21 protein-coding genes and 2 pseudogenes are annotated in these 24,820 nt (G+C 30.1%); 17 read left to right on the top strand and 6 right to left on the bottom strand.

Going from position 1 to position 24,820, the window contains the following annotated elements; all coding sequences use genetic code 11:
* Window positions 1-75: 75 nt before the first annotated feature.
* On the bottom strand, window positions 76-1,848 hold the full coding sequence (locus KQI42_RS12205) for a M3 family oligoendopeptidase (protein WP_216520155.1): 1,773 nt from the start codon (window positions 1,846-1,848) through the stop codon (window positions 76-78).
* A gap of 87 nt (window positions 1,849-1,935) precedes the next feature.
* Between KQI42_RS12205 and msrB the strand changes: the two genes are divergently transcribed.
* A complete protein-coding gene (msrB, locus tag KQI42_RS12200) occupies window positions 1,936-2,391 on the top strand; it encodes a peptide-methionine (R)-S-oxide reductase MsrB (RefSeq protein WP_246566473.1) in 456 nt (151 codons plus the stop codon).
* Between the two features lie 18 nt (window positions 2,392-2,409).
* Here msrB and KQI42_RS12195 read toward each other — a convergent pair whose 3' ends face one another.
* Window positions 2,410-3,966, bottom strand: coding sequence for an ABC-F family ATP-binding cassette domain-containing protein (locus KQI42_RS12195; RefSeq protein WP_216520152.1), 1,557 nt, complete (start codon window positions 3,964-3,966; stop codon window positions 2,410-2,412).
* 565 nt (window positions 3,967-4,531) lie between these two features.
* Between KQI42_RS12195 and KQI42_RS12190 the strand changes: the two genes are divergently transcribed.
* On the top strand, window positions 4,532-6,124 hold the full coding sequence (locus KQI42_RS12190) for a DEAD/DEAH box helicase (RefSeq protein ID WP_216520151.1): 1,593 nt from the start codon (window positions 4,532-4,534) through the stop codon (window positions 6,122-6,124).
* Between the two features lie 134 nt (window positions 6,125-6,258).
* Here KQI42_RS12190 and KQI42_RS12185 read toward each other — a convergent pair whose 3' ends face one another.
* Complete coding sequence (locus tag KQI42_RS12185) at window positions 6,259-6,882, bottom strand: glycerol-3-phosphate acyltransferase (RefSeq protein ID WP_216520149.1); 624 nt, start codon at window positions 6,880-6,882, stop codon at window positions 6,259-6,261.
* A 162-nt stretch (window positions 6,883-7,044) separates the two neighbouring features.
* Here KQI42_RS12185 and KQI42_RS12180 point away from each other — a divergent pair, with 162 nt between their 5' ends.
* The 3 genes and pseudogenes from KQI42_RS12180 (at window position 7,045) to KQI42_RS21365 (ending at window position 10,386) form a co-directional block, all read left to right on the top strand.
* A complete protein-coding gene (locus KQI42_RS12180; RefSeq protein ID WP_216520147.1) occupies window positions 7,045-8,064 on the top strand; it encodes a threonine aldolase family protein in 1,020 nt (339 codons plus the stop codon).
* 65 nt (window positions 8,065-8,129) lie between these two features.
* Window positions 8,130-10,213, top strand: a pseudogene (locus tag KQI42_RS12170) (EAL domain-containing protein).
* A gap of 47 nt (window positions 10,214-10,260) precedes the next feature.
* The gene (locus KQI42_RS21365) at window positions 10,261-10,386 is read left to right on the top strand and encodes an EAL domain-containing protein (RefSeq protein WP_281420425.1); all 126 of its coding nucleotides are present in this window, start codon (window positions 10,261-10,263) and stop codon (window positions 10,384-10,386) included.
* A 20-nt stretch (window positions 10,387-10,406) separates the two neighbouring features.
* On the opposite strand, the gene KQI42_RS12155 is transcribed toward KQI42_RS21365, so the two are convergent.
* A complete protein-coding gene (locus KQI42_RS12155; protein ID WP_216520135.1) occupies window positions 10,407-11,204 on the bottom strand; it encodes a hypothetical protein in 798 nt (265 codons plus the stop codon).
* A 405-nt stretch (window positions 11,205-11,609) separates the two neighbouring features.
* On the opposite strand from KQI42_RS12155, the gene KQI42_RS12150 reads away from it, so the two are divergent.
* From KQI42_RS12150 to KQI42_RS12140, 3 genes are read left to right on the top strand one after another with little or no spacing between them, the layout of a single operon-like run.
* On the top strand, window positions 11,610-11,825 hold the full coding sequence (locus KQI42_RS12150) for a heavy-metal-associated domain-containing protein (RefSeq protein WP_216520133.1): 216 nt from the start codon (window positions 11,610-11,612) through the stop codon (window positions 11,823-11,825).
* Between the two features lie 28 nt (window positions 11,826-11,853).
* Window positions 11,854-13,734, top strand: a complete 1,881-nt coding sequence (locus KQI42_RS12145; RefSeq protein ID WP_216520131.1) for a heavy metal translocating P-type ATPase — start codon at window positions 11,854-11,856, stop codon at window positions 13,732-13,734.
* Between the two features lies 1 nt (window position 13,735).
* Window positions 13,736-14,416 (top strand): Crp/Fnr family transcriptional regulator, encoded by a 681-nt coding sequence (locus KQI42_RS12140; RefSeq protein ID WP_216520129.1) that lies wholly within the window; start codon window positions 13,736-13,738, stop codon window positions 14,414-14,416.
* Between the two features lie 17 nt (window positions 14,417-14,433).
* On the opposite strand, the gene KQI42_RS12135 is transcribed toward KQI42_RS12140, so the two are convergent.
* On the bottom strand, window positions 14,434-14,988 hold the full coding sequence (locus tag KQI42_RS12135; protein WP_216520127.1) for a hemerythrin domain-containing protein: 555 nt from the start codon (window positions 14,986-14,988) through the stop codon (window positions 14,434-14,436).
* Between the two features lie 140 nt (window positions 14,989-15,128).
* On the opposite strand from KQI42_RS12135, the gene KQI42_RS12130 reads away from it, so the two are divergent.
* From KQI42_RS12130 to alr, 3 genes are all read left to right on the top strand, one after another.
* Window positions 15,129-16,316: an anaerobic nitric oxide reductase flavorubredoxin gene (locus tag KQI42_RS12130; protein ID WP_216520125.1), complete on the top strand. Its 1,188-nt coding sequence runs from the start codon at window positions 15,129-15,131 to the stop codon at window positions 16,314-16,316.
* Window positions 16,317-16,370: 54 nt separating this feature from the next.
* Window positions 16,371-17,000 carry a class II aldolase/adducin family protein gene (locus KQI42_RS12125; RefSeq protein WP_216520123.1) on the top strand — a complete coding sequence of 210 codons (630 nt, stop codon included), beginning with the start codon at window positions 16,371-16,373 and terminating at the stop codon, window positions 16,998-17,000.
* Between the two features lie 160 nt (window positions 17,001-17,160).
* Complete coding sequence (gene alr, locus KQI42_RS12120) at window positions 17,161-18,315, top strand: alanine racemase (RefSeq protein WP_216520120.1); 1,155 nt, start codon at window positions 17,161-17,163, stop codon at window positions 18,313-18,315.
* Window positions 18,316-18,337: 22 nt separating this feature from the next.
* Here alr and KQI42_RS12115 read toward each other — a convergent pair whose 3' ends face one another.
* Window positions 18,338-18,700: a DUF3899 domain-containing protein gene (locus KQI42_RS12115; RefSeq protein ID WP_216520118.1), complete on the bottom strand. Its 363-nt coding sequence runs from the start codon at window positions 18,698-18,700 to the stop codon at window positions 18,338-18,340.
* 223 nt (window positions 18,701-18,923) lie between these two features.
* Here KQI42_RS12115 and KQI42_RS12110 point away from each other — a divergent pair, with 223 nt between their 5' ends.
* From KQI42_RS12110 to KQI42_RS12085, 6 genes and pseudogenes are all read left to right on the top strand, one after another.
* Window positions 18,924-19,622, top strand: coding sequence for a response regulator transcription factor (locus KQI42_RS12110; RefSeq protein WP_216520116.1), 699 nt, complete (start codon window positions 18,924-18,926; stop codon window positions 19,620-19,622).
* Between the two features lie 248 nt (window positions 19,623-19,870).
* Complete coding sequence (locus KQI42_RS12105; RefSeq protein WP_216520114.1) at window positions 19,871-20,269, top strand: FtsX-like permease family protein; 399 nt, start codon at window positions 19,871-19,873, stop codon at window positions 20,267-20,269.
* Between the two features lie 11 nt (window positions 20,270-20,280).
* Window positions 20,281-21,201: a tRNA modification radical SAM protein MnmL/YtqA gene (mnmL, locus tag KQI42_RS12100; RefSeq protein ID WP_216520112.1), complete on the top strand. Its 921-nt coding sequence runs from the start codon at window positions 20,281-20,283 to the stop codon at window positions 21,199-21,201.
* A 38-nt stretch (window positions 21,202-21,239) separates the two neighbouring features.
* Window positions 21,240-22,559 carry a Na+/H+ antiporter NhaC family protein gene (locus KQI42_RS12095; protein ID WP_216520110.1) on the top strand — a complete coding sequence of 440 codons (1,320 nt, stop codon included), beginning with the start codon at window positions 21,240-21,242 and terminating at the stop codon, window positions 22,557-22,559.
* A gap of 58 nt (window positions 22,560-22,617) precedes the next feature.
* Entirely contained in the window at window positions 22,618-24,102 is a 1,485-nt protein-coding gene (locus tag KQI42_RS12090) for a LysM peptidoglycan-binding domain-containing protein (protein ID WP_216520108.1), read from the top strand.
* Window positions 24,103-24,513: 411 nt separating this feature from the next.
* A pseudogene (locus KQI42_RS12085) lies at window positions 24,514-24,820 on the top strand (RNA-guided endonuclease TnpB family protein); the annotation flags it as partial.

Genomic DNA, 24,820 nt, shown 5'->3' with positions numbered 1-24,820 from the left:
ATAATAAAATCCCTCTGAATTGATAAGTGTTTCTAATTCCGAGAGATTTTATATTTTAGTTACTTGTACTAGTCTCTATTGTTTATCTGCTAATTCTATAAATCTTTCTATGTCCTTTTCAACTAATTTTAGAGAGTTTCTAAAGAATTCTGGATTGTGAACATCAATATCCATCATCATAGCTACATCTCTAATATTATTTTTACCTGTAGCTTTAAGAAGATTATCATATTCTTTTACAAATTCTTCTCCCCTATTTAAGTATTCTGCATACAATCCTTTAGAGAATAGTAAGCCAAAAGCATAAGGGAAATTATAGAAATTTAATGTTGCATAGTAGTAATGAGGTTTATTAGCCCACATATATGGATGAAGTATATTATGGTCTAATCCGTTACCATAAGCTTTCTTCTGAGCCTCTGTCATAATTTCTTTAATTTCATTTACTGATAGTGTATGGGATTTTCTTCTCTTAAATAATTCTTTTTCAAATAGGAAACGGCTATAAATGTCTACTATTACTTGACCAGCATCAGATATAGAGGATTCAAGTAGACTTAAAGCTTCTTTATCATTGGCTTCCTTTAAAGCTGCATTCATAACGATGGTTTCACAGAATATAGAAGCAGTCTCAGCTATAGGCATAGAGTATCTACTGTTTAATATAGTTTCATCCTTTAGACAGGAACCATGATATCCATGACCTAATTCATGAGCTAAAGTAGTCATATTACTAAAGCTACCATTAAAGTTAGCGAGAATTCTACTTTCTCCTATACAGTGTAAATTAGAGCAAAAAGCCCCTTCTCGTTTACCATCCCTAGGCTCAGCATCTATCCAATTTTTATCAAAGGCATTTTGTGCAAAATTACCTAACTTATCACTAAAGGTTCTGAAGTTTTTGACTACATAATCTTGAGCTTCTTTATATGTGAAACTCATATTAACTTCTCCTATCGGTGCAAAGATTTCATAAAATGGAAGACCATTTTTATAACCTAAAAGTTCTGCTTTTTTTCTATAATATTTATGAAATACTGGTAAAAATTCTTCCATAGCAGTAAGCATAGCGTTTAAAGTTTCTTCATCCATTCTGGACTTAACCAAAGTTTCATCTAAGGTAGATTCGAAGCCCCTTATTTCAGCTAAGGTTATAGCTTCACCTTTTATACCATTTAAAGCTGCAGCAGAAGATTCTTCAATTTTTTTGTAAGCTTCTAATTCTGCTTCATAAGCTAATTTTCGTTTATTTTTATCCTTATCATGAGCCATATTTCTTGCGACAGGTAAAGGAAGTTTTTTAGACTCACCATCTATAGTTATATCTACAAGTAAGGTAGAAGATAACATATTTTGTAGTTTTGTCCATGCTTTGGAGCCAGTATTAGACATTTTTGAAATAAGAATTTCTTCTTCTTCACTTAATAAATATTTTGTACTTTCTTTAATTTGTTTTAGATAAAATTCGTGTTCTTTTAGTAATGTTGATGAATCAATTATTTCATCTAAATTATTAATCTCTTTTATGAAATTTTGGAATTGAACATTTGGTTTAGTTAACTCTGAATTTTTCATATTCAGTTTATCTACATATTGTAAAGCTATTTCATTTTTTGCATCAGTACTGGTAGTTAAATGTGCATAAGACATTAGTTTTGTGAATAAGTTTGATATTTCTATGGATTTATCTATATATTTTTCTATTTTATCCACAGAATCTTCTGTTGATTGCAAATCTTTATTAGCCCAATTATTAAATAGCTCAATTAATACATCTAACTTTCTTAAATCTTCTATGTACTCTTTTGAATCAAAGGAAGTATATAGCTCGTTTAAACTCCATCTCATATTATCCCGCCTTTCAAAGTTTTATCGACAATTATAGTATATCATATATTTAAAAATGGGTAATATATCTTTGAGGAAGGTGATATGATGGCAGATAAAAAATATTTTAAACCAGATAAAAGTGAATTAGAAAAGAAACTAACTCCTATTCAATATAAAGTAACCCAAGAAAATGCTACAGAAAGACCTTTTTATAATGAGTTTTTTGATCATGATGAAGAAGGAATATATGTGGATATAGTGTCTGGAGAGCCACTATTTAGCTCTAAAGATAAATTTGATTCAGGATGTGGTTGGCCTAGTTTTACTAAATCTATAGAAAGTGATCATGTAGTTGAAAAAAGAGATTTAAGTCATGGGATGATAAGAACTGAGGTAAGAAGTAAGTATGGTGATTCTCACTTAGGTCATGTTTTTAATGATGGTCCAAGAGATAAAGGAGGACTAAGATATTGTATTAATAGTGCTTCTCTTAGATTCATTAAAAAAGAGGATTTAGAAAAAGAAGGCTATGGAGAGTATCTAAGTTTATTTAATGACTAAACCTCCCAAATGGGAGGTTTAGAAAATTTTTGTTGTCCAATTTTCACAATTCCAAATATCTGTAACTACATCCTGATAAAATTCTGGCTCATGGCATATAAGAAGGATGCTTCCCTTATACTGCTTCAAGGCTCTTTTTAATTCTTCTTTAGCATCTACATCCAAATGGTTAGTAGGCTCATCAAGGATTAACATATTGGTTTCTTTGTTAATTAATTTACATAATCTAACTTTAGCTTGTTCTCCTCCACTAAGGACCATAACCTTAGACTCAATATGTTTTGTAGTTAAACCACATTTAGCTAAAGCTGCTCTAACTTCATATTGAGTAAATCCAGGGAATTCTTGCCATAACTCTTCAATGCAACTATTATTATTTTTATCTTTTATTTCTTGTTCAAAATAACCTATTTCAAGATAATCTCCTAATTCTACTGTACCAGATACGGATTTTATCTGACCTAAAATACTTTTTAATAAGGTAGTCTTACCTAGACCATTGGCACCAATAAGGGCTATTTTTTGTCCTCTTTCCATAGTTAAATTTAGAGGCTTAGATAAAGGCTCATCATATCCTATGACTAAATCCTTAGTTTCAAATAATAGCTTTCCAGAAGTTCTTCCTTCCTTAAAATTAAACTCTGGTTTTGGTTTTTCTCTGGAGAGTTCAATAATCTCCATTTTATCTAATTTCTTTTGTCTAGACATAGCCATATTTCTAGTAGCTACCCTTGCCTTATTTCTAGCAACAAAATCCTCAAGTTCTGCAATTTCTTGCTGCTGTTTTTTGTATGCTGCTTCCAGCTGTTGTTTTTTTGCCTCATAAATTTTAACAAAGTTATCATAATCTCCTACATACCTATTTAATTCCTTGTCTTCCATATGATAAATTAAATTAATTACACTGTTAAGAAAAGGAATATCATGGGATATTAAGATAAAGGCATTCTCATATTCCAACAGATATCTTTTTAACCAGACTATATGTTGCTCATCTAAATAGTTAGTAGGCTCATCTAATAACAGTATATCTGGTTTTTCTAGAAGAAGTTTAGCAAGGAGGACTTTAGTTCTTTGACCTCCGCTTAAGTCGTTAACATCCCTATCTAGACCAATATCTTCAAGGCCTAAACCCCTAGCTATTTCTTCTACCTTAGCATCTACAATATAAAAGTCGTTGTGGTCTAAAATGTCTTGAATAGTACCTACTTCTTCTAACAACATTTCAAGTTCTTTTCCATCAACTTCACCCATTCGCATATATAAATTCTGCATTTCTTCTTCTAAGTCAAATAGGTACTTAAAAGCTTCTTTTAACACATCTCTTATGGTCTGACCTTTTTTCAAAACTGTATGTTGATCTAAATAGCCTACCCTAACTCTTTTAGCCCATTCAACTTGACCTTCGTCGGGTTCCAGTTTACCAGTTATTATATTCATAAAGGTAGATTTTCCTTCTCCATTAGCTCCAATTAAGCCTACATGTTCTCCTTTTAGTAGACGAAAAGATACATTTTTAAATATTTCTCTATCACCAAAGCCATGGCTTAAATTACTTACGGTTAAAATACTCATTATTATCTCCTTTCAATAGGGTAAATATATATAAGATTATATGAAAAAATTATAAAAATTGAAAGAAAAACTTATTAAAAAATAATCTAGACTTGAAATCTAGCTTATTTAATCATTTATATGTTGACATCTACTTTAAATATATAGGGAATATTGATATACTAGTAGAGGACAAAAACGTAAGGGAGATTATATGAATATAGATGGTGAGCGTTAATAAAGTAATATTAAAGAGTAGAAAATAAATGTAAGAGGCAAGCAATGATAACATCTTATCTAGATTCATACCTAAAAATAATATTATATAGATGGCAAATCTTGAAATGGGCGGAGATATAAGTTGTTATGCGTATAAGTGATGGAAGATTTGCTTCCCTTAAAGTTATAGGAAAATCCTTTACAAAAGGAAAGGAGGATTTATAGAAATTTAGGATTAAATTTAGGAAAAAGAAATAGATAAAGATAAGTTTGTGGCTTAAAATAAGCTAATATTTTCCTTGCAATTAAGCCATATTAAATGTATACTAAATAAGTTCAATATTAAGGAAGGAAGATTTGATAATACATGGAAAAATTAAGATTTGAAGAGATAAATTTATCTGAAGAGATAAAAAAGGCAGTTTCAGCTATGGGATTTGAAGAAATGTCTCCAATTCAATCTCAAGCCATACCTATTTTGTTAGAAGGTAAAGATATAATTGGTCAAGCACAAACTGGGACAGGAAAAACGGCAGCTTTTGGTATACCTATAGTGGAAATGTGTGATCCAGAAGATAAAAGATTACAAGCTCTAGTGTTATGCCCTACGAGAGAACTTTCTATACAGGTAGCAGAAGAGGTTGGGAAACTAGCCAAATATAAAAAAGGAATATCTGTAATACCCGTTTATGGTGGGCAACCTATAGATAGACAAATTAAAGCTTTTAAAAAAGGAGTTCAAATAGTAATTGGAACGCCAGGAAGAGTAATAGATCATATTAGAAGAAAGACATTGAAAACTGATAATATAAAAATGATGGTACTAGATGAAGCTGATGAAATGTTTGATATGGGCTTTAGAGACGATATAGAATTGGTAATGAACCGTTTAGCAGAAGAAAGACAAACTATATTTTTCTCAGCAACTATGCCTCAAGAAATAGTAAAATTTGCATCTCGTTATCAAAAAAATCCAGAAATCATTAAAGTTGTTCATAAAGAACTTACAGTGCCTAAAGTAGAACAATATTATTTTGAGTTAAAAGAGCATATGAAGACGGAAATATTAAGTAGATTAATAGACATTTATAATCCAAAATTATCTATAGTTTTTTGTAATACTAAGAAAAAGGTTGATGAACTAACGACAGAACTTCAAGCTAGAGGCTATTTTGCTGACGGTCTTCATGGAGATTTAAAGCAACCACAAAGAGATAATGTAATGGCAAAATTTAGAAGGGGGACTATAGATATTCTAGTAGCTACTGACGTAGCAGCTAGGGGTCTTGATGTGGATGATATAGATGTTGTATTTAACTATGATATGCCTCAAGATGAAGAGTACTATGTTCACAGAATAGGAAGAACAGCAAGAGCGGGTAGAGAAGGTGCAGCTTTTAGTTTTGTGGCAGGTAGAGATATTTACAAGCTAAAGGACATCCAAAAGTATACTAAAACTAAAATTGGAAGAAAAGACTTGCCTACTTTAAGAGATATAGAAGAAAGATATACTGCAAAATTATTAGAAAAAATTAAACAAGAAATAGATAATGAAGAATTAGGAAAATATGAAAAGTTTATAGATATGTTGTTAGAAGAAGATTACACTTCCTTCGATATAGCTGCAGCTTTATTGAAATTCTATATGGTAGAAAATAGACTTGAGGGACATAAGGAACTAGATATGGTAGACTATGGAAGAACTCAATTAGACGCTACTACTCGTATATATATAAATATTGGAAAGAGAAAAAATGTAAGCCCAAGACATATTTTAGCGGCTATATTTACAGAAGTTAATATACCAAGAAAACTAGTCGGCAATATAGAAGTATATGATAAATTTACTTTTGTAGAAGTTCCTGGAGAGTATGCTAATGCAGTAGTTGAAAGATTAAATAATAAGAAAATAAAAGGGATTAAAGTTAAAGTAGAAATAGCTAATCCTAGAACAAAATAGTCAGAGATATACTCTGACTTTTTTTGTTTCTATTAAAGCTAACAGGGTAAATATGTAATAGGAAGATTATGGAGAAATAACTTAAATTAAATAAAATATTAAAGGGATTGCTTAGATATAATCCCCATAATATTTTAAATCTTACTTTCCATAGTATTTCTTAATCTAGTCTCTTCTTTTTTCAATATTCTTTTTATATTAGGGATATGATTATATAGACTTAAGAGAGCAATAATAATAGCTATAAAAATACTTCCTGTACTATATTTAAAGATGATAGTTGTTATAACAAACAAAGTTACTAATCCTAAAGTTCCTAAGGCTATATAATCTGTTATAAAAGTAATAAAAATAATGGTGATTATGCCTAAAATTGCAATTCTATAATCTATAGCTGCTAACATGCCAATAAGAGAAGCTGTTCCTTTTCCACCTTTAAAGCCCATATAAAAAGGATAATTATGACCCAGAATCACTGAAAGACCATTTAAATAAAGATAGTAATCTGTTTCTTTAAGAACAAGGATTTTAAATAAATATTTAATAATAAGAATAGAAATAATTGCTTTTAAAATATCAAGAATAGCAACTATAGCTCCCCACTTCCAACCTAGGGATACTACTGTGTTAGAAGCACCAGCATTACCGTTGCCAAGAGTTCTTATATCCACTTTCTTGAAAGCTTTTCCTAAAAGATAGGACCATTGAAAGCAACCTAATATATAACCAATGGCAATAACTATCAAGTATTTTTCCACGAATTATATACCTCCTAACAAATTTTAAATAATTATACCATAAAATCTTAATCATAGTATATATGAAGATTTAACCATGAACATATCTATTTTATATTTGCAGAAACTATTGTATAATTGTTTCTAAAGATTTAGACAAAAATAACTAATGGAGGTAAGAAAATGAAGATGTTTATGAGTGACAACAATTCTGGAGTTCATTCCAGTATATTAGAAGCTATAGTGAAAGCAAACGTTGGACATGATTATGCTTATGGAAATGATACTACTACTAAGGAGGCAGTAGAGAGAATTAGCCAACTTTTCTGCAAAGATATAGATGTATATTTTGTGACAACAGGTACAGCAGCAAATGTAATCGGACTTAGTGGTCTTTTAAGACCATTTGAGGCAGTAGTATGTTGTGATACTGCTCACATCAATGTAGATGAATGTGGTGCCTTAGAAAAATTTAGTGGATCAAAAATATTATATGTTCCAAATAGAAATGGAAAGATATATAAAGAAGATGTAAAAGAATTTCTTCATTCCTTGGGAGATGAACATCAAAGTCAACCAAAGATAATTTCAATATCTCAAACTACTGAAGTAGGAACTTTATATTCAATAGAAGAAATAAAAGATCTTGCTGAATTTGCTCATGAAAACAATATGTTCTTACATATGGATGGGGCAAGAATAGCTAATGCTGTAGTAGCATTGAATACTACTTTTAAAGAAATGATATCAGATACAGGGGTAGATCTTTTATCTTTTGGTGGAACTAAGAATGGTATGATGATGGGAGAAGCTATAATTTCTTTTAATAAGCAATTGAGCAGTAACTTTAAGTTTTTTAGAAAACAGGGAATGCAACTTCTTTCCAAAATGAGGTTTATTTCTGCTCAGTTTATAGCTTATTTAGAAAATGATTTATGGAAAGAAAATGCTACCAATGCCAATAACATGGGTAAATATTTTTCCGAAGAATTATCTAAATTTCCAAGAATAACTCTAAAAAACAATGTAGAAACAAATATGATATTTGCTCATATGGAAAAGGACTTAATAAAAAGATTACAAGAGAAATTTGATTTTTATGTGTTAGATGATAAAACTAACCTAGTAAGATTGGTTACATCTTTTGATACAACTAAAGAAGACATAGATGAATTTATTGAAGTAATAAGAAATACAAAATAAATCATAGAGGGATTTTAAAATTTATGTCGAATAATAGAGAATATTAAACTTATCTTTTTAAAAGGATGATTTGTATGGGTAAGAAAAATAAAAAATTTATAGTGCTGTTTTTAGTACTAATAGGTGTTTTTTCTTTTTCCCATGCAAAGGGGGAAAATATATCTACAAGCATCAATCATAAGAAAGAAATTAAGGTAATACGAGTTTCAGGGGATATGGATTATCCGCCCTATGAATTTATAGATAGTGAAGGGAAATATAAAGGATTTAATATAGATATAATGAATGCCATAGCTATTGAAATGGGTATTGATGTAGACTTTGTTCCCATGAAGTGGCAAGATGCTATAATCGCATTAGAAAATAAAGAAGTGGATGCTCTACTAGGTATGTCAAGAAATGCTGAAAGAGTAAAAAATATACTTTTATTCAACCTACAATTCTAAACGAACAAGTCATTTTTGTTAACAAGAATACAACTCATATTTCAGATGTAGCTGATTTACGAGGTCTTAAAATGGCATATCAATCCCAGAGTTATAATCAAAGTTTAATTAGCAACATTCCTTTTGCAACTATTGTATCTAAAGCTAGCCAAGGTGAAGCTTTAGAAGCTTTATTGAATAACGAAGTGGAGGCGACTTTAGGAAATAAATTAGTAGGAATTTATTATCTTCAAAAAATAAAAAAGTTGGATCATATAAAAATAGCAGGGGCCCCTATTGATAAAACTGAGTATGGGCCTGTTACTTTATCTGAGAATAAAGTAGTATATGAAATATTGGGAAAAGGCATAGAGAAAATAAAGAAGAATGGTTCTTATGATAAAATATATAAGAAATGGTTTGGTGAAGAAGTATTATATAGTAAAATCTTTATTAGTATGTATACTAAGGAGATCGTAGCTATAATCATATTTTTACTCATTATTTTCTTAGCTTTATACGCTTATAACACAAAACTTAAAGAAGAAGTAAACAAAAGAACAGGAGAATTAGGAGTAGCTAATAAAGATTTAATACGACATCAAGAAGAAATATATAATTTGGCATATTTTGATTCTATTACTTCCTTGCCCAATAGACTTTACTTTGTTGAAGAACTCGAAGGAATATATGCAAATATTAATAAAGTAAATACTACATTTGCTGTTTTATATTTAGATCTAGATACATTTAAACATATAAATGACACTTTAGGACACGACATAGGAGATTATGTATTAAAATTATTAGGTATGAGATTGAGTAGACTTTTAAATAATGGAGATGTGTTAGCTAGAGTGGGAGGGGACGAATATTTTATATTGATGAAGGATATAACCCACAGTAATCAAGCTATAGAAATGGCAAAAACTATTATAGAAGATTTTAAGAGACCTTACTATATAAAAAGCTATGAACTTTATTTAACAACTAGTATAGGAATAGTTGTATATCCAGAAGGGGGACAAGACAGTCAATCTATAATTAAAAATTCAGATTTAGCTTTATATAAAGCTAAAGAATATGGAGGAAATAGTTATTATGTATATAATAAAGAAATTGAAAGCAAAGGTCTTGAAAGGCTAATATTGTTGAATCAGCTTAGACAAGCTATAGAAAATGAAGAGCTAACTTTATATTATCAGCCTCAAGTTGACATTGTTTCAAAAAAGATTGTAGGTTTAGAGGCCTTAATCCGATGGAACAATCCAGAAAAGGGACTATTAGATCCAGATAAATTTATCCCCTTAGCTGAAGAAACTGGTTTTATAGTTCAGATAGGAGAATGGGTGCTAAAAGAGGCTTGTAGACAAGGAAAAGAGTAGATGGATAAGGGATACAATCTCATAAAGATGTTTGTAAATATATCAGCTAAACAGTTTCAACATCCGGAATTTGTGTATGAATTAATAAAGATTATCTCAAAAACAGAGTTAGATCCTAAGTATTTAAATCTAGAGATAACGGAGACTACTGCTATTTCCGATATAGAATATACTTTAGATATATTAAATAGGCTCAAAGAATTAGGTATATCAGTAGCTATAGATGATTTTGGCACAGGATATTCTATTTTAAGCTATTTAAATGAAATGAATGTAAATGAGCTTAAAATAGATAGAAGCTTTATTTGGGATATAGAAATAAATGAAAAGAATAAATGATATCAACTACTATAATTTTATTAGTCCAACAATTAGGACTAACTGTTATGACAGAAGGAGTAGAAAACATAGAGCAATTGAATATATTAGAAAGCTTAAAATGTGACAAAGCCCAAGGGTATTATTTTAGCGAACCAATATCAAAAGATGAAATAGAAAATATGATAAAATAAAAGCAGCTGAAAAGCTGCTTTTAATATCCCGTTGAAGAATGAAGTAAATTAACATTTTCTGATGTTCTAAAAGGTACTTCAATTAAGAATCTATTAGTTCCGTTATCAAACTTATAGTCAGAAACTTTTATTCCTGCCGTAGTGGTTTCTACAGTGTTAATATGGAGAATATCGTCAGAAGTATATACATGGAATTTTATATTACCTAATTGGAGATAGTCATTAAATAATATATAATCTTTATCTTTTCCTTGTACTATAAGAAGCCAATTTTGACCATCATCCCACATTATTTCTCCTTTAGAGTCTTTTTCTGCTGATGTATATAAGGCAATAGTTTCATCAGATCCATCTTGATCTATATCGACAATATAAGAATCTAGTAAGGTTAAGTTGTCTGTAGGAAGCTTGTCTGTAGCAAATGCAATTCCATCATCATCTGAATTGTCATTTCCCATATCTACACCTTTAGTAATTATTTCACCTAAGGAACTATTCATTTCTATACTTTTAACGACTAAATTATCTGCTCCTTTATCTATATAGGAAATTAAATAATACTCATCTTCAACTGCAGAATCATAGGTTTCCTTGTTATTAACTTCTAATTTAAGATTTGAAGATTCCTCAATACTAGTCTCTGCTAAATGGATAGTTAAGTAATATTTGTCATCTTCCATAGACTTACTGGTCACAAATCCAGAGACTAGCTTTTCTTCACCATCAGCAGTAATTTTATCACTAGTACAGCCAAAGGATACTACTAAAACTGCTAAAATCATTATAGACATTAGACTACATTTGAAAAATTTTCTCATGTTATCACCATCCTTTTCTTATTAATAAAATACCATATTAGGTTATGTATATCAAGTTTTAGAGATATAAAAATTAATATATAAGAATGAAAACCTCTATATTAAGCAGTATTATAAAAATGAAATGTTAGGAATAAATAAAAAACTTAGTTAATAATATAGAAGATAAATTTAAAATAAACTTTTATATTTTAAAGCATAAAAGCGATAAAAGTGGGTATCTATTAATAAAAATAGATAAATATACATCTAAGGTAGGCTACTTTAAATACTACCCCCTCAGCAGCAATTAATTGCTGCTATTTTTTTATATTTTTTGAAATTTTGATTTAGGTCAAAGTAATTTCCTTTAATATTTTTTATAATAAATGTACAAAATAAATAAAAAATAGGAGGTATAAAGTTATGATAACTAAAACATATCAATTAGAAACACTAACTTGCCCAAACTGTATGGCAAAAATTGAAGGTGCACTTAAAAAAACCAAAGGAGTAAAAGAATCAGAAGTATTATTTAATTCTAGTAGAGCTAAAGTAACATTTGAAGAATCAATTGTAGATTCAGAAGTAATAAAGAATACAATAGAGAAACTAGGATTTAAAGTCTTAGGGGAAAAATAATCAGTAATTATCAAGGGGGAGGAGTATCATGAGATTAAGTAAAGGTAAGAGAGTCTTAATATCTGGAATTCTAGTTGCAATAGCATTTATTCTAAAAAATGTTATTGGTCAACATTTAATAACTAGCATAATAATGATAGCTGCAGCAATTGTTGCTGGAATTCCCATATTTAAAAATGCAATCTCTGCTCTAAGGTATAAAATAGTTGGAATAGATGCCTTAGTATCTATAGCTGTAATAGGTGCTATGTTCATAGGAGAATACTGGGAGGCAGCAGCTGTAACATTTTTATTTATGTTAGGTGATTATTTAGAAGCTAAAACTTTAGAAAAAACTAGATCTTCTATTAAATCTTTACTAGATTTGGCACCAGATACAGCTAGAGTACTAAGAGATGGAGTAGAAGTAGAGATTTCTCCTAATGAAGTAATTAAGGGAGACATGGTAGTTATAAAACCTGGAGAAAAAATTTCCATAGATGGTTCTGTAATAGAAGGGTCTGCTTATGTAAATCAAGCAGCTATCACAGGTGAGTCTATACCAGTAAATAAAAATGCAGAAGATGGAGTTTTTTCTGGAACCATTATAGAATCAGGCTATTTAATAGTAAGAGCAGAAAAAGTAGGAGAAGATACCACCTTTGCAAGAATACTCCAAATGGTAGAGGAAGCTCAAGACAAGAAGGCTAAAACCCAAAAGTTTCTTGAAAGGTTTTCAAAATACTATACCCCCTTTATTATAGTTTTATCTTTATCATTATACTTATTTACTAAAGACTTAGTATTGTCTTTAACCCTGTTAGTAATAGCGTGTCCTGGAGCTTTGGTTATATCTACCCCTGTATCTATAGTAGCAGGTATAGGTAATGGTGCTAAACATGGAGTTTTAATTAAAGGTGGAGAAATCATGGAGAAACTAGGAAAAATTAAAGTACTAGCTTTTGATAAAACGGGGACTTTAACTATTGGCAAACCTATGGTGACTAATATTAAGACTTATGGATTAAAGGAAGAGGAACTATTGAGAATAACAGCTATTGGCGAAGCCTATTCAGAACATCCATTAGGTCGATCTATTATAAATAGAGCAGAGAAAGATTTAGGAAGCATTACTCAAGTGCCGGAAGAAGCAGAGATAATTACTGGTTTAGGTTTAAAGGTTTTAATAGATGGAAAAGTTTATTTGATAGGTAATAGAAAGTTATTTATACAAAATGGAGTATCTATAAAAGATAAGGAAGATTACATTAATTCAGAAGAAAATAAAGGTCAAACTGTAGTTATAGTTGGAGATTTAAAAGAAATTATGGGAGTCATATCTATTGCAGACATAGTAAGAGAAGATGCTAAGAACTTAATATCCAATTTAAAAAATTTAGGTGTAGAAAAAATAGTTATGCTTACAGGAGATAATGAAAGAGCAGCTAAGGCTATATCTAAGGAGTTAGGTATAGATCAATACTATGCAGAGTTACTTCCTGAAGATAAGGTTAGAGTTTTAAAAGAACTACAAGAAAGATATGGAATAGCAGCTATGGTAGGAGATGGGGTTAATGATGCTCCAGCGTTAGCTTCAGCAGATTTAGGTATAGCTATTGGTGGGGCGTCAACAGATGTTGCTATGGAAACTGCTGATGTAGTATTGATGTCTGATGAAATAGAAAAACTTTCTTATGCAGTAGGCTTAAGTCGTGCAACTGTAAATAATATGAAACAAAATATATATTTTGCTATAATAGTAGCAGGAGTATTATTAACAGGAGTACTTTTTAAAACGGTGAATTTATCTTTTGGTATGCTGGTTCACGAATTAAGTGTATTATTAGTAGTAATAAATGCTGTAAGATTATTGGGATATAGTGAGAAAGATAAATTTAAGACTATGCTTCTGCTTAAGGGAGAGGATTAATATGAATTGTGGTTGCTATAAAGAGGAAGAAAAAACTTGTATAGAAATAGTTCCTATATTTAGTAGTTTAACCTATGAAGAAAAGGTGGAAGTAGCAAAAATAACTACTGATAGAACCTTTGAAAAGGGACAGATGATTTATACGGCTGGTGATAGAGGAGAAAAACTTTATGTAATTCATAAGGGAAAGGTTAAAATAACAAGATTATCAGAAACTGGGAAAGAACAGGTAATAAGAATTTTAGGGCCTGGAGAGTTTATGGGAGAGCTGTCTCTTTTTAGTTCAAGTTCCTTAACCGATAATGGAGAAGCATTAGATAAGACTACAGTATGTATAATAGATGGAGAAAAATTAAAAGAACTGATGAAAAAGTATCCTGCTATAGCATTTAAAGTCTTAGAAGAACTAAGCAAAAGATTGGAAAAAGCTGAAAATTTAATAGAAAATTTAAGTTTACATGGAGTAGAAAAGAGACTGGCTAAAACCTTATTAAGTATGGCTAATGGAAGAGAAGAATTGGTTCTGAAAATGAGTAAAAGGGATTTAGCTTCTTATATGGGAATGAGTCAAGAGACTTTAAGTAGAAAACTATCTTATTTTCAGGATATGGGCTTGATAAAGCTTATTGGACATAGAAGGATTATCTTATTAGATATAGCAGCTTTAGAAAAAATAGAATAAAGCCCTATATTTAGGGCTTATATATACTTTTCCTCGAGTAGTTGTAGTAGACTTATATATTTTTCTTGAAGGCCATTTTCCATAGCTGAGTTTTCAATTGTACTACATTCCTTTTCTATAAAAGCTTTACTTTCTTCAGGGAGAATATTTTCTGCAAATTTGTAAATAGCTGTGTTTTCTTTTTCAATATGTCTTTCTAGTAAATCTGTATAAGAAATAAAATTGGCAATAATGTCTAATCGCTTTTCATCATTACCTTTTTTAAAATCTTCTAAAGCTAATTCTAAATTAGAAATATAAAGACGGCCTAAATCGTGCTCTATATACATGCCAGTAATAGCACCATTTTTAGAAAGCCTTTCAATCTTCTCACTCATTACTTTAAATAAAATGTCTTCTTCTTTACCATGATGGTGCTTATCCGCATAATTTCTTATAAAATCAATAACCTTATAAAGATCATCATAATCAACTTCTTGGCAAGTCATTATTTTATAGCAGTATTTTCTAATGACTTTAAGCATCCTTCTTATATTCTCATGTTCCTTAACCATTATTTCTATTGAATTCAAATCTATCACCTCAATATAATATTTACTGTTTATTATTACCCTAATTGTATTTAAAGTAATAATCTTTAAAAAATAATTTATTTTATAAAGATTGGGTACATATGTTATGATAAACATATAAATTAAAGGGAGTGAATATTATGAGTTTTAAAATGACTGATAAAGTTACTTGGGTTGGTAAAATTGATTGGGAATTAAGGCGATTTCATGGAGATGAATATTCAACTCATAGAGGGTCATCCTATAATTCCTATTTAATAAAAGATGAGAAAACTGTACTTATTGATACTGTTTGGCAGCCCTTTGCTAAAGAGTTTGTAGAAAACTTAAAAAAAGAAATAGATCTTAATGAAATAGATTACATAATAGCAAATCACGCTGAGATTGATCATAGTGGAGCCTTACCCCTTCTAATGAAAGAAATACCCAACACACCAATTTATTGTACAGCCAATGGTGCTAAAATATTAAAAGGGCATTATCATGAAGATTGGAACTTTGTAGAAGTTAAAACTGGAGATACATTGGAAATTGGAGAAAATAAACTAATATTTGTGGAAGCTAGAATGCTTCATTGGCCAGATAGTATGTTTACTTATCTGACAGGAGAAAGTATATTATTTAGTAATGATGCCTTTGGACAACATTATGCATCGGATTTAATGTATAACGACTTAGTAGACCAAGCAGAACTATATCAAGAAGCTATTAAATATTATGCCAATATATTAACACCATTTAGCCCTTTAGTTACCAAGAAAATAGAAGAAGTTTTAAGCTTTAATTTACCAGTAGATATGATAGCTACTAGTCATGGAATTATATGGAGAGATAATCCAGTGCAAATAATTGAAAAATATATGGAATGGGCAAATGCATATCAGGAAAATCAAATAACAATAGTATATGATACTATGTGGAACGGCACAAGGAGAATGGCTGAAGCTATTGCAGATGGTATTAAATCTGTTGATAAGTATGTAACTGTAAAACTATTTAATGCAGCACATTCTGATAAAAATGATGTAATCGCCGAGTTATTTAAATCAAAAGCTATGTTGTTTGGCTCCTCAACAGTAAATAAAAGTATAATGCATGCAACTGGTGGGATGCTTGATATGATAAAAGGTTTAGGGTTTAAAAATAAGAAAGCAGCAGCTTTTGGATCTTACGGATGGTCCGGTGAATCTATAGCTATATTGGAAGAAAAACTAAAAAATTCAAAGATTGATATAATACAAGAAGGAATAAAAGAACTTTGGAATCCAGATGATGAAGCATTAGAAAGATGTAGGGAATTCGGTAAAAATTTTGCAGAAAAATTATAAAGGATAAATCCTAACCTGAAATGGTTAGGATTTTAATATATAAGGAGTGAAAAAATGTTAGAGCATATTAAAGAAAGAATTTTTAGGGTTTCCATTGAAGCAGAAAAAGAAGGACTTATAAGACATAAATCAGGAAATTTTAGCATGAAAGATGAAAAAACAGGCTATATATGTATCACTCCTACAGGTCAAAGTAGAAATGACTTAGATATAGATTCCATATTGGTTGTAGATATAGAAGGAAATATCATAGAAAATAAAAAGTCTCTACAGCCTACTAGTGAGATGGAAATGCATTTAGTAGCTTATAAAAATAGGAAGGATATATTAGCTGTATGCCATACACATGCTATTCATGCTACAGCCTTTGCTGTTCAGGGAAAGAAAATACCTCCTTTAGTCTTTGAAAGTTCTGTTTATGGAAGAGTTGTACCTGTAGCTAAATACTATACACCTGGAACTATAGAGTTAGCGAAAAGTATAATAGAACCTTTAAGGGAATCGGATGCCTGTCTATTAGAAAAACATGGAGTAGTTACTGTAGGAAAGGATATTGAAGATGCATACTTAAAGATGGGTTATGTAGAAGATATGGCTAGGATTTATTTATATTCTTTAGTTATAGGTGGAAAAGAACCAACGCCTATAGAAGAAAGTGAATTTATAAAGGTCTTTGGTAAGTAAAAGGTTAGGCATAGAATATATTATGCCTAACCTTTTACTTACCTTTAAAAATTATTCATTAAAAGAATATAGTTAAACTATATTCTTTTAATGTTTTATTGGCTATAGGATTAACGGATAAGCTATAATAGGATTATATATAAGGTATAGGAGATGAGGCATGATGGATATAAATCAAGTTAGACCAACAAGAGCAATAGTTAATTTAGATTATCTAAGTCATAATTTTAGAGAAATTAGAAAAGATATTCCAAAGGAAACTAGGATTTGCGGAGTAATAAAAGCCAATGGTTATGGTCATGGAGCGGTAAAGGTGGCAGAAACTCTCATAGGTGAGGGGATAGATTATATAGGAGTAGCTACTCTCTCTGAAGCTTTAGAAATAAGAAAAAAATTTAACGAGATACCCATATTGGTAATGGGTTATACACCAAATGAACAATTAAAATCAGCAGTAGAAAGACAGATTACTATTACAATTTTTTCCCTAGAACAAGGTAAAATCCTTTCAGAAGAAGGTCTTAAGTTAAGCAAGATTCCAAAAGTACATATAAAAATTGATACAGGTTTTCATAGGTTAGGAATGAGACCTAATCAAGAGAGTATAGAAGTCATAAAGAATATAAATGAATTAAAGTATATAGAGATTGAAGGTATTTTTTCTCATTTAGCGTTGAAAAATGAAAAAGAAGATTATAAACAATTTAACTTGTTTAAAAAAATTATAGAAGAATTAGAAAAAGAAAATATCCATATTCCTATAAAACATATATGCGATAGTATAGCTGCAGCAGTTTATAAGGAGTTTTGCATGGATATGATTCGGCCAGGAGCTAGTCTTTATGGATATATAAGTAGAAATACTCCTATGGAATTAAAGCCTGTTATGACTTTGGAAACTAGGATTTCTTCTCTTATTGATATTAATGAGGGAGAAGGAGTAAGCTATGATTATATATTTGTAGCTGAAAGAAAAACCTTAGTGGCTACCCTGCCTATGGGATATAGCGATGGTATTCCAAGATCATTATCAAATAATGGTTACTTTTATATAAAGGGGCAAAGATCTAAAATTATAGGAAAGATTTGCATGGATCAATGTATGGTAGATGTAACAGATATAGATAATGTAGAAGTAGGGGATATAGCTACACTTTATGGATATCAAGGGAATGAAAATATTTCCCTAACTGATGTAGCTAACTTAGCAGACACTAATAGAAATGAAATTCTTTCGTTAGTATCGAGACGTGTTCCTAGAATATATGTAAAAGATGGAATTATAGATGATGTACTAGATTATTTATTAGAATAAAAGGGAGGAATATTTCTCCCTTTTATAATATGAAGAATGCAATAACATAAGAAGTTACCAATAGAGGAATAGACCAAATAATAAAGACTTTTCCAGACCATTTATCTTTATAATGTTCTTCATAAAAATCATAGAAGGACATTGTTTCATTGCTTTCCCCTTCTTGTGTCATCCTTTTTGAAGATAATTGCTTTCTTTTATACCTATGATAGGCAAGAGTTTTGAAAAATCCTACATTTCTTACATAGAATGCCAAAGTAATTAAAAGATATATAATACCTACGATAAAAAAAGCATTAGATAAATTATACATAAGACTAACGTCTCTGTTAAATAAGATATAAAATATTGTAAAAGCTAGTGCAAAAATCCCCGGTAATTTCATTAATATTTTCCCCCTAATAATGAACTTTCTAATATAATAACATAAATTACGACATTTATTTGTACTTTTATAGAAAAATATATATTAATCAGATAAAATTCACAAAATAAAATGGAGTTAAATAATGATTTACATTGCATTTTTGTGTGAATTTTAACTTTTGCTCTTTATCCATTTTTTAGGGTATAATATAACAAGATTATTAACAAGGGGATGAAATTAAATGGAATACAAGATAATGATAGTAGAAGACGATCAAAATATTGGGGAATTATTATCAGAACATATGGAAAAGTATGGATATAGACCTTATTTGGTTAAGAACTTTGATGATATATTAGAAGAATTTAATGATATAAGACCTCATTTAGTTTTACTAGATGTAAATTTGCCTAAGTTTGATGGATATTATTGGTGTAGAAAGATTAGAAAAATTTCTAATTGCCCTATTATATTCTTATCTGCTAGAGGTGGAGAAATGGAACAAGTAATGGGAATAGAAAGTGGTGGAGATGATTATATAACCAAACCTTTTTTCTATGAGGTAGTAATAGCTAAAATAAAAAGCCAATTGAGAAGGATTTATGGAGATTATTCATTAAAAGTTTCTGAAAGGATAGTAGAATTAGAAGGCTTATATATCTATCCTGAAAGACCAGAATTAATGTATAATGGTATAACTGTTCAACTTACAAAAAAAGAAGCAATCTTAATAGAGATATTAGTAAAAAATTATCCTAAGGCAGTATCTAGACAACTTATTCTTGAGAAACTTTGGGATGATGAAGCTTTTGTAGAAGAAAATACTTTAAATGTTAATATAGCTAGACTTAGGAAACGGTTAGAAGAGTTAGGAATAGACAATGCAATAGAAACTATAAGAGGAATGGGATATAAAATGGCAGTTACATGGAGGAATTAATAAGTGAGGATTTTTTTAAAGGAACATCTAGGATATATTTTAATATATATTTTAAACTTTATGATTCTTTTATTATTCTATAATTGGATGGGAGGACTTGAAACAACCAGCAATCTATTCTATTTTATATTTCTCTTTATCAATTTGACATAGAAAAATGGACGGAGACAGGATATATTGCTGAACAATTAAAAAGTGAATTTAATAAAAAGTATGAAGATCCATTTATTATTTTAACAGCAGGAGATATGTACCTAGTAGAAATGGAACAATCTAACTTGTTGTTATATATTGGTTTCTTTATAGCTGTAGTATTTTTTATAGGAGCTGGTAGTTTTCTATATTTTAGATTTTTCAATGACTTAAATGAAGATAAGGAAAAATATAAAAACATAGTAAAATTAGGACTTACACAACAAGAGTTAAAGAAAATAACTACCATAGAAATAGGAACTTTATTCTTTATACCTTATATAGTTGCAGCAATTCATTCCTCAGTGGCAATTAAAATTATAGCCATGTCTTCTCAGGATGTTTTTAAGAATAAAAGTTTATATGTTTTAGCTGGATTTTTCATAATTCAAAGTATTTATTTCTTAGGCGTTAGACAAAGATATAATAAACATTTAATAGAATATATAGGATAAAGGATGATTTTATGTGGGGAGATAAGAGATATCATACATTAAACTATGAGCTAAGAAAGATATTTGGACAAAAGGTAATGAAGCTATCGTTAGATGGCGGCTTTACCTGTCCCAATAGAGATGGGACTTTAGGGACTAAAGGATGTATTTTTTGTGGCGAAGAAGGGTCAGGAGAATTTGCTGGCAGCAGATGTCTGTCAATAAAAGAGCAAATAGAAGAACAAATTAAGCTTTTATCAAGGAAGTGGGATACAAATAGATATATAGCTTATTTTCAGAATTTTACCAATACCTATTCTACCTGTGAAGAATTAAGGAATATATATTTTGAAGCTATTGAAGAAAGTGGCGTAGTAGGTTTAGCTATAGCCACTAGACCAGATTGTTTAGGAGAGGATGTATTGGATTTACTTTCAGAATTAAATGAGAAAACTTTTCTTTGGATCGAGCTAGGATTACAAACTATTCATGAAAAATCTGCTAAATTTATTAGGAGAGGATATCCTTTATCTACTTATGATGAGGCTATAGAGAAATTGAAAAAAAGAAATATTAGAGTAGTTACACATTTGATATTTGGTCTTCCTAATGAATCTCATAATGATATTCTCAAATCAATAAGATATGTGGCGAAAACTAATACTTGGGGGGTTAAGTTTCATTTACTTTATATTCAGAAGGGCACTGATCTTTATGAATACTATTTAAATAATCCATTTTCCTTAATGGATAAGGATGAATATATATCTTTAGTGATAGATGGATTAGAACTGCTTCCTAAAGAGATGATAGTTCATAGAGTAACAGGAGATGGAAAAAAAGAATTATTATATGAGCCTAAGTGGAGTTTGGACAAGTTAAAAGTTCTTTCTGGAATAGATAATGAATTAAAGATAAGAGGCTCTTATCAAGGTAAAAAGTATATGATATAATATTTCTGATTTTATATAAAAAGGATGATACATATACTATGGATATAATAATAGGTTTTATTCTATCTTTTGCTGTATTATTACTTGGAGTATTAAAAGGATGGTATATTGGATTTCTTCTAGTTTTATGTTTAATAATATTCTCTATAATTTCTTTAAGAAGAGGAAATGACAGTAAGGATATAATATATATGGCGTGGGATGGTGGTAAAAAGGGTCTAATTGTAGTAAAGATATTTTTACTTATAGGTATGGTTACTGCTGTTTGGCTTACTGCTGGAACAGTTCCTGCTATAGTTTATTATGGGATGAAATTAATGAATCCTAGATTTTACATATTGTTTGCTTTTCTAATTAGTTCAACAGTTTCTTATATGTTAGGTACTTCTTTTGGTACTGTAAGTACAGTTGGAATAGCTCTAATGGTAATGGCTAAGGGGGGAAATATTAATCCTAACTTGGCAGCAGGAGCCATTATTTCTGGTTGCTATTTTGGAGACAGGACTTCACCTATGTCTTCTTGTGCTAATTTAGTATCTAATCTGACAGAAACAGACCTATATCCTATGCTGAAAAAGTTATTAAAGACTACTATATTGCCTTTTCTTATAGTAGGTATAGCCTATTTGTTTTTATCTTTTAAAAATCCCTTAAATATTATTGGAAATGAAATATTATCAGATATAAGTCATACCTATACTATAAATATTATGGTTTTACTTCCAGCTATATTGATGTTGGTTCTAAGCATCCTTAAAGTAGATGTAAAGTTATCTATGATTATTAGTATTATCATAGGGATTATAGTAGCTAAAATAGTTCAACAAGTTCCAGTGGTTTCTTTATTTAAAACAATAATTTTGGGATATAATTTAGAACCTTCAAATCCCTTAGTAAACATTATAAAAGGTGGAGGTATGCTTTCCATGATGAAAGCAGGGTTTATAGTATTTATATCCTGTGCTATAGCTGGAGTATTGAATGGAATAGATTTGTTTAATAAGGTTAATGATTTATTTACTAAGATAAATTCAAAGTCTGGTTTATTTTTAGTGACAGGAGCAGTAAGTTTATTTACAGCGGCTTTTGGAGGAAATCAATCTATAGCTATAGTAATGACTAGTGAAATTATGAAAATGAAATATGAAAAACTTGAGATAGATAAATATCAACTAGCAAGTGATATAGGAAATACAGCCGTAATTTTATCTCCTCTAATACCTTGGAATATTTCAAATATCATACCTACTACAACTCTCAATGTAAGTAGTCTAGGGTTTATTCCTTATGCCTTTTATTTATATTTTCCATTTATTATTAATTATATTTATTTAAGAATAAGTGAAAGGAACTCTTAGCCACAATTTTGCATAATATAGTATTGCAAAATAATTTTTAGAAAGAAAGGTGGTTAAGATGTACGATTATAATGAAATGGATAGTAAATGTCCAACAGGAAGCTTCTCTTATACTATAAAATCTGGCGACACGTTATATAAATTAGCTAGAATGCATAATACAACAGTAGAAGCTATAACGGCTATTAACCCAGGAATAAATCCAAATAACTTACAAGTAGGTCAAAGAATATGTATACCAAAAGGTACAACGCCTCCTACACAAACATGTCCGACAGGTACATTCTCATACACAATTAAGTCAGGAGATACATTATATAAGTTAGCAATGACATATAATACAACAGTAGAAGCAATAATGGCTGTAAACCCAGGAATAGATCCAAATAACTTACAAATAGGTCAAAGAATATGTATACCAAGAGGTACAATGCCTCCTCCTACATCAACATGTCCGACAGGAACATTTTCTTATACGATTAGGTCAGGCGATACATTTTATCTATTGGCGATAAGATATAATACAACAGTAGAAGCAATAATGGCCGCGAACCCAGGAGTAGATCCAAATAATCTACAAATAGGTCAAAGAATATGCATACCAGGAAGAGTACCGCCTACACCAACATGTCCGACAGGAACATTTTCTTATACGATTAGGTCAGGCGATACATTTTATCTATTGGCGATAAGATATAATACAACAGTAGAAGCAATAATGGCTGTAAATCCAGGAGTAGATCCAAATAATCTACAAATAGGTCAAAGAATATGTATACCAGGAAGAGTACCGCCTACACCAACATGTCCAACAGGTACATTCTCATATACAATTAGACCAGGAGATACATTATATCAATTAGCAATAAGATACAATACAACAGTAGAAGCAATAATGGCTGTAAATCCAGGAATAGATCCAAATAATCTACAAATAGGTCAAAGAATATGCATACCAGGAAGAGTACCGCCTACACCAACATGTCCAACAGGTACATTCTCATATACAATTAGACCAGGAGATACATTATATCAATTAGCAATAAGATACAATACAACAGTAGAAGCAATAATGGCTGTAAATCCAGGAATAGACCCAAATAACTTACGCATAGGTCAAAGAATATGTATACCAGAAAGAGTACCTCCTACACCTACATGTGATGGATTTTTCTATAGAGTTAGACCAGGGGATACTTTCTATAGCATTGCTCAAATGTTTAATATTAGTGTAGATAGGCTATTAGCAGCAAATCCACATATAGATCCAAATAATTTAATGGTTGGACAATTAATATGTATACCAAGAACTACTATGCCGCCAATCACTTGTCCTGGTGGAACAGTATATGTAGTTAGGCCAAATGATACATTATCATCTATAGCAATGAGATTTAACGTATCTATAATGGACTTAATGGCTGCAAATCCAAACATAAATTGGTGTAGTTTAATGCCAGGTCAACAAATCTGTATACCACGCCATATGCCTTGCTCGGCTGAAACCACATCTAGCTCAGCTGAAACAACACCTATACAGTAGCTTAAGCAGATGCTCTACAATATGTGATTTTCAATATTTAAGCCCAGATATCTGGGCTTAATCTTTTTGTAATCTAAATGTAAAGTAATTGTAACCAATGTTCACTAATTTTGGTGTAGAATAATAATATGGAGTATAAGATATAAAATAAAGAATGAGTAGTTTTAAGATCCTCCTTATAATTTTAAGAGAGCTGCTAAGAGTAGGGCGGCTCTTTTTTGTATGTGAGCATAACTTATCTATCTTTTTTCAAAAAGAGTACACCCATCCTCTATAGGTGGGTGGTGAATTTTTACTTAGCTTTAGCTAAGTTTTTTCTTTTATTAGATTGCATAAATAATAGCATTTATTGTAAAATCATGACTACTATACTATAATATTACTATAATTTTCTAAGAAAGGAGGATTTAAATGCCCCAAAAGCCTACTAAAGAGGTTTTGTTTGGTGTTCAAAAACAACAGCTTAAACATTTGTCTAAAGGTGAATATTTAGCTTTAAGAGAGTTATGCTTTTTAAGCAAAAATATGTCTAATGTAGCCCTATACAACATTAGACAATACTATTTTACTGAAAAGAAATTCTTAGGCTATAACAGCATCTATCATCTTTGTAAAGATAATGAAAACTATGCTCTACTTAATGCCAATTCAGCCCAGCAAATTATAAAAGTTGTTGATAGAAATTTTAAGTCTTTTTTTGCTTTGATTGAAAAAGCTA

It is taken from the genome of Tissierella simiarum (genome assembly GCF_018917865.1).
GTDB classification, from domain to species: domain Bacteria; phylum Bacillota; class Clostridia; order Tissierellales; family Tissierellaceae; genus Tissierella_C; species Tissierella_C simiarum.
This window is presented reverse-complemented; position numbering and strand designations above follow the sequence as displayed.

Coding starts and splice junctions, on each gene's coding strand:
- KQI42_RS12205 (WP_216520155.1), bottom strand. CDS start 1,848: ATGAGATGGAGTTTAAACGAGCTATATACTTCCTTTGATTCAAAAGAG.
- msrB (WP_246566473.1), top strand. CDS start 1,936: ATGGCAGATAAAAAATATTTTAAACCAGATAAAAGTGAATTAGAAAAG.
- KQI42_RS12195 (WP_216520152.1), bottom strand. CDS start 3,966: ATGAGTATTTTAACCGTAAGTAATTTAAGCCATGGCTTTGGTGATAGA.
- KQI42_RS12190 (WP_216520151.1), top strand. CDS start 4,532: ATGGAAAAATTAAGATTTGAAGAGATAAATTTATCTGAAGAGATAAAA.
- KQI42_RS12180 (WP_216520147.1), top strand. CDS start 7,045: ATGAAGATGTTTATGAGTGACAACAATTCTGGAGTTCATTCCAGTATA.
- KQI42_RS21365 (WP_281420425.1), top strand. CDS start 10,261: ATGACAGAAGGAGTAGAAAACATAGAGCAATTGAATATATTAGAAAGC.
- KQI42_RS12155 (WP_216520135.1), bottom strand. CDS start 11,204: ATGAGAAAATTTTTCAAATGTAGTCTAATGTCTATAATGATTTTAGCA.
- KQI42_RS12150 (WP_216520133.1), top strand. CDS start 11,610: ATGATAACTAAAACATATCAATTAGAAACACTAACTTGCCCAAACTGT.
- KQI42_RS12145 (WP_216520131.1), top strand. CDS start 11,854: ATGAGATTAAGTAAAGGTAAGAGAGTCTTAATATCTGGAATTCTAGTT.
- KQI42_RS12140 (WP_216520129.1), top strand. CDS start 13,736: ATGAATTGTGGTTGCTATAAAGAGGAAGAAAAAACTTGTATAGAAATA.
- KQI42_RS12130 (WP_216520125.1), top strand. CDS start 15,129: ATGAGTTTTAAAATGACTGATAAAGTTACTTGGGTTGGTAAAATTGAT.
- KQI42_RS12125 (WP_216520123.1), top strand. CDS start 16,371: ATGTTAGAGCATATTAAAGAAAGAATTTTTAGGGTTTCCATTGAAGCA.
- alr (WP_216520120.1), top strand. CDS start 17,161: ATGATGGATATAAATCAAGTTAGACCAACAAGAGCAATAGTTAATTTA.
- KQI42_RS12115 (WP_216520118.1), bottom strand. CDS start 18,700: ATGAAATTACCGGGGATTTTTGCACTAGCTTTTACAATATTTTATATC.
- KQI42_RS12110 (WP_216520116.1), top strand. CDS start 18,924: ATGGAATACAAGATAATGATAGTAGAAGACGATCAAAATATTGGGGAA.
- KQI42_RS12105 (WP_216520114.1), top strand. CDS start 19,871: ATGTACCTAGTAGAAATGGAACAATCTAACTTGTTGTTATATATTGGT.
- mnmL (WP_216520112.1), top strand. CDS start 20,281: ATGTGGGGAGATAAGAGATATCATACATTAAACTATGAGCTAAGAAAG.
- KQI42_RS12095 (WP_216520110.1), top strand. CDS start 21,240: ATGGATATAATAATAGGTTTTATTCTATCTTTTGCTGTATTATTACTT.
- KQI42_RS12090 (WP_216520108.1), top strand. CDS start 22,618: ATGTACGATTATAATGAAATGGATAGTAAATGTCCAACAGGAAGCTTC.